Here is a 3,326-nt window from a genome sequence, read left to right on the forward strand (position 1 = left end):
GCGATGTCTTCATAGGCGGACCAGTTGACCGGCACACCCAGCTCGTAGCCGTAGATTTCTTTGAATTTGGCCTTCAGCTCCGGGCGCTCGAACCAGTCGGCGCGGAACCAATAGAGGTTGGCGAACTGCTGGTCGGGCAGCTGATACAGCTTGCCGTCTGGCGCCGTGGTGAAGGACAGGCCGATAAAATCCGGCAGGTCCAGGGTCGGCGAGGTGAAGTCCTTGCCGTCGCCGGCCATCATATCGGTCAGCGCCACCGCCTTGCCGTAGCGGAAGTGGGTGCCGATCAGGTCGGAGTCGTTGATATAACCGTCGTAGATGTTCTTGTCCGACTGCATCTGGGTCTGCAGTTTTTCCACCACATCGCCTTCCTGCATCAGGTCGTGCTTGAGCTGGATCCCGGTGATTTCGCTGAAGGCCTTGGCCAGCACCTTGGACTCGTACTCGTGGGTGGCGATGGTCTCCGAGGCGACGCTGATGCTCATGCCGCGAAACGGCTCGGCCGCCTTGATAAACCACTTCAGCTCTTCCAGCTGCTGCTCGGCGGTCAGGGTCGAGGGGGTGAACTCCGAACCTATCCATTTCTTCGCCGCCTCCTCATAGGCATCCGCCCAGGCTGCGCCGCTTAAGCCGGACAACGTCAGCAAGGCAGCCAGCGCCATGCTATGTCGCGTTTTGTTGTTATTGTCGAACATAGAGACCTCCATCTCAGGGTTTTGGGCGAGGTAAGCGGGTATGGGTCGCGCCCAGCTTGCAGGCACAACCCAGGGCAGCCCGGCTTAGCCCCAACGCATCACTGCAAACAGCCAGAACAGGGACAGCACCGAGGCTATCCAGACACTCCAATCGGTCGTGCCCACCACCAGCAGGTGCAGGTAGGCACTTCCAAGCAGACCGATAAACAACCGATCACCCCGGGTGGTACTGATCGGCAACAAGCCTTTGCGCTCGATGCACGGCGAGCGCAGTTCCCAGACGGTCATGCCCACCAGCAGCGAGCCGATAAAACCGAAGAACAGCGCGGTCGGTAGAGTCCAAGCCATCCAATCCATAGTCGTTGCTCCTATACCCGGCCCAGGGCGAAGCCCTTGGCCACATGGTTACGCACGAACCAGATCACCAGCATGCCCGGCAGGATGGTCAGCACCCCGGCAGCCGCCAGCACGCCCCAGTCGATACCGGATGCCGATACGGTGCGGGTCATCACCGCGGCGATCGGCTTGGCGTTCACCGAGGTCAGGGTGCGCGCCAGCAGCAACTCGACCCAGGAGAACATAAAGCAGAAGAACGCCGTGACGCCGATGCCCGAGCCGATCAGTGGGATAAAGATCTTCACGAAGAATTTCGGGAAGTTGTAACCATCGATATAGGCGGTTTCATCGATCTCCTTCGGCACCCCGGACATAAAGCCCTCGAGAATCCACACCGCCAGCGGCACGTTGAACAGGCAATGGGCCAGGGCCACGGCGATATGGGTGTCGAACAGGCCGATCGAGGAATACAGCTGGAAGAACGGCAGCAAAAACACCGCCGGCGGCGCCATGCGGTTGGTCAGCAGCCAGAAGAACAGGTGCTTGTCGCCGAGAAAACGGTAGCGCGAAAACGCATAGGCCGCCGGCAGCGCCACCGTCAGGGCGATCAAGGTGTTCAGGCACACGTAGTACAGCGAGTTGAGGTAGCCCTCGTACCAGCTGGGGTCGGTGAAGATGACCTTATAGTTGCCCAGGGTGAAGTCGTTGGGCCACAGGGTCAGGCCGCCGAGTATCTCGGTATTGCTCTTGAACGACATGTTCAGCAGCCAGTAGATCGGCACCAGCAGGAACAGGATATAGAGCCCCAGCACCACTTGTTTTCGTAGGGTCATGGTCGGCCTCAGCGGGTCTTATCGGCGTGAGTCATGGCGGTATAGAACAGCCAGGACACCAGCAGAATGATCAGGAAATACACCAGGGAGAACGCCGCCGCCGGGCCCAGGTCAAACTGGCCGATGGCCATCTGGGTCAAGGTCTGGCTAAGGAAGGTGGTGGCATTGCCCGGCCCGCCACCGGTGAGCACGAAGGGCTCGGTGTAGATCATGAAGCTGTCCATAAAACGCAGCATCACCGCGATCAGCAGCACGCTCTTCAGCTTGGGCAACTGGATATGCCGGAACACCGCCCAGGCCGAGGCGCGGTCGATACGCGCGGCCTGGTAATACACATCGGGAATCGCCCGCAGCCCGGAATAGCACAGCAGCGCCACCAGCGAGGTCCAGTGCCAGACGTCCATGATCAGCACAGTCACCCAGGCATCCCGGGTGTTGGAGGCATAGTTGTAGGCGATGCCCAACTCGTTCAGGCTCCAGCCCAGCAGGCCGATATCGGCGCGGCCGAAGATCTGCCAGATAGTGCCCACCACGTTCCACGGGATCAGCAGCGGAATGGCCAGCACTATCAGCACCAGCGAAGACCAGCGGCCCTTGGTCGGCATGCACAGGGCGATGCCTATGCCTAGGGGAATCTCGATCAGCAGCACGCAGGCGGAGTAGATAAATTGCCGCAGCAGCGAGTCATGCAGACGGGTGTCCTGCAGCACCTGCTTGTACCAATCGACTCCGACGAAGTAGCGCGTCGAATGATCGAAAATGTCCTGCACCGAGTAATTGACCACCGTCATCATCGGCACAATGGCGCTGAAGGCCACCAGCAGAAACACCGGCAGCACCAGCCACCAGGCCTTGTTGTTCTGCACCTTCATGACAGCACCTCCTGGCTTTCCACCAGATAGTCATCGGCGTAGAGCATCAGCCACTGCGCCGGGAAACTCAGATAGACCTGCTGCTGCGGCACCGGCTGGTCTTCCTGCAGGCGCACCTTGAGCAGCTGGCCATCCAGCTTGAGGGTGAGAATCTTATAGGTGCCCAGATCCTCGAGGTGCACCACCTCGCCGCACAGGGCGTCCTCATTCGGGCCTTCCCAGACATGCACGAACTCCGGGCGGATGCCGACTTTCAGGCTTTTCCCGCCCAGTTCGGCGATGCGTTGATTCAAGGCCGGCGACAGCGGCAGCAGGGTATCGGCGAAACGCACCCCGCCTTCGCAAGCCGTGACCTCGATCAGGTTCATCCCTGGGCTGCCGATAAAATAGCCGACGAAGGTGTGGCTGGGCCGCTCGAACAGCTCGCGCGGGGTGCCGAACTGGACGATCTGGCCGCCGTACATCACCGCGATCTTGTCGGCGAAGGTGGAAGCCTCCAGCTGATCGTGGGTGACGTAGACCATGGTGATATTGAACTGCTCGTGGATCTGCTTGAGCTTGCGCCGCAGCTTCCACTTCAGGTGCGGGTC

At 60.3% G+C, this 3,326-nt stretch carries 4 protein-coding genes and 1 pseudogene; all 5 read right to left on the reverse strand.

The window, feature by feature from the left end; all coding sequences use genetic code 11:
• A pseudogene (locus tag Q8Q83_RS20035) lies at positions 1-695 on the reverse strand (carbohydrate ABC transporter substrate-binding protein); the annotation flags it as partial.
• Positions 696-779: 84 nt separating this feature from the next.
• The gene (locus Q8Q83_RS20040) at positions 780-1,052 is read right to left on the reverse strand and encodes a DUF2160 domain-containing protein (protein ID WP_305625888.1); all 273 of its coding nucleotides are present in this window, start codon (positions 1,050-1,052) and stop codon (positions 780-782) included.
• A gap of 11 nt (positions 1,053-1,063) precedes the next feature.
• Positions 1,064-1,864, reverse strand: coding sequence for a carbohydrate ABC transporter permease (locus tag Q8Q83_RS20045; protein WP_305625889.1), 801 nt, complete (start codon positions 1,862-1,864; stop codon positions 1,064-1,066).
• Between the two features lie 8 nt (positions 1,865-1,872).
• Entirely contained in the window at positions 1,873-2,736 is an 864-nt protein-coding gene (locus Q8Q83_RS20050) for a carbohydrate ABC transporter permease (RefSeq protein ID WP_305625890.1), read from the reverse strand.
• The coding region (locus tag Q8Q83_RS20055) for an ABC transporter ATP-binding protein (RefSeq protein ID WP_305625891.1) at positions 2,733-3,326 on the reverse strand (594 nt) is incomplete at its 5' end. The genes Q8Q83_RS20050 and Q8Q83_RS20055, both read right to left, overlap by 4 nt.

Origin of the sequence: Pseudomonas sp., assembly GCF_030696055.1 — a bacterium.
In the GTDB taxonomy this organism is placed as follows: Bacteria; Pseudomonadota; Gammaproteobacteria; order Pseudomonadales; family Pseudomonadaceae; genus Aquipseudomonas.

Bases quoted from the DNA above. Each gene is read 5' to 3' on its own strand.
- Q8Q83_RS20050 (WP_305625890.1), bottom strand. From the start codon at position 2,736: ATGAAGGTGCAGAACAACAAGGCCTGGTGGCTGGTGCTGCCGGTGTTT.
- Q8Q83_RS20040 (WP_305625888.1), bottom strand. From the start codon at position 1,052: ATGGATTGGATGGCTTGGACTCTACCGACCGCGCTGTTCTTCGGTTTT.
- Q8Q83_RS20045 (WP_305625889.1), bottom strand. From the start codon at position 1,864: ATGACCCTACGAAAACAAGTGGTGCTGGGGCTCTATATCCTGTTCCTG.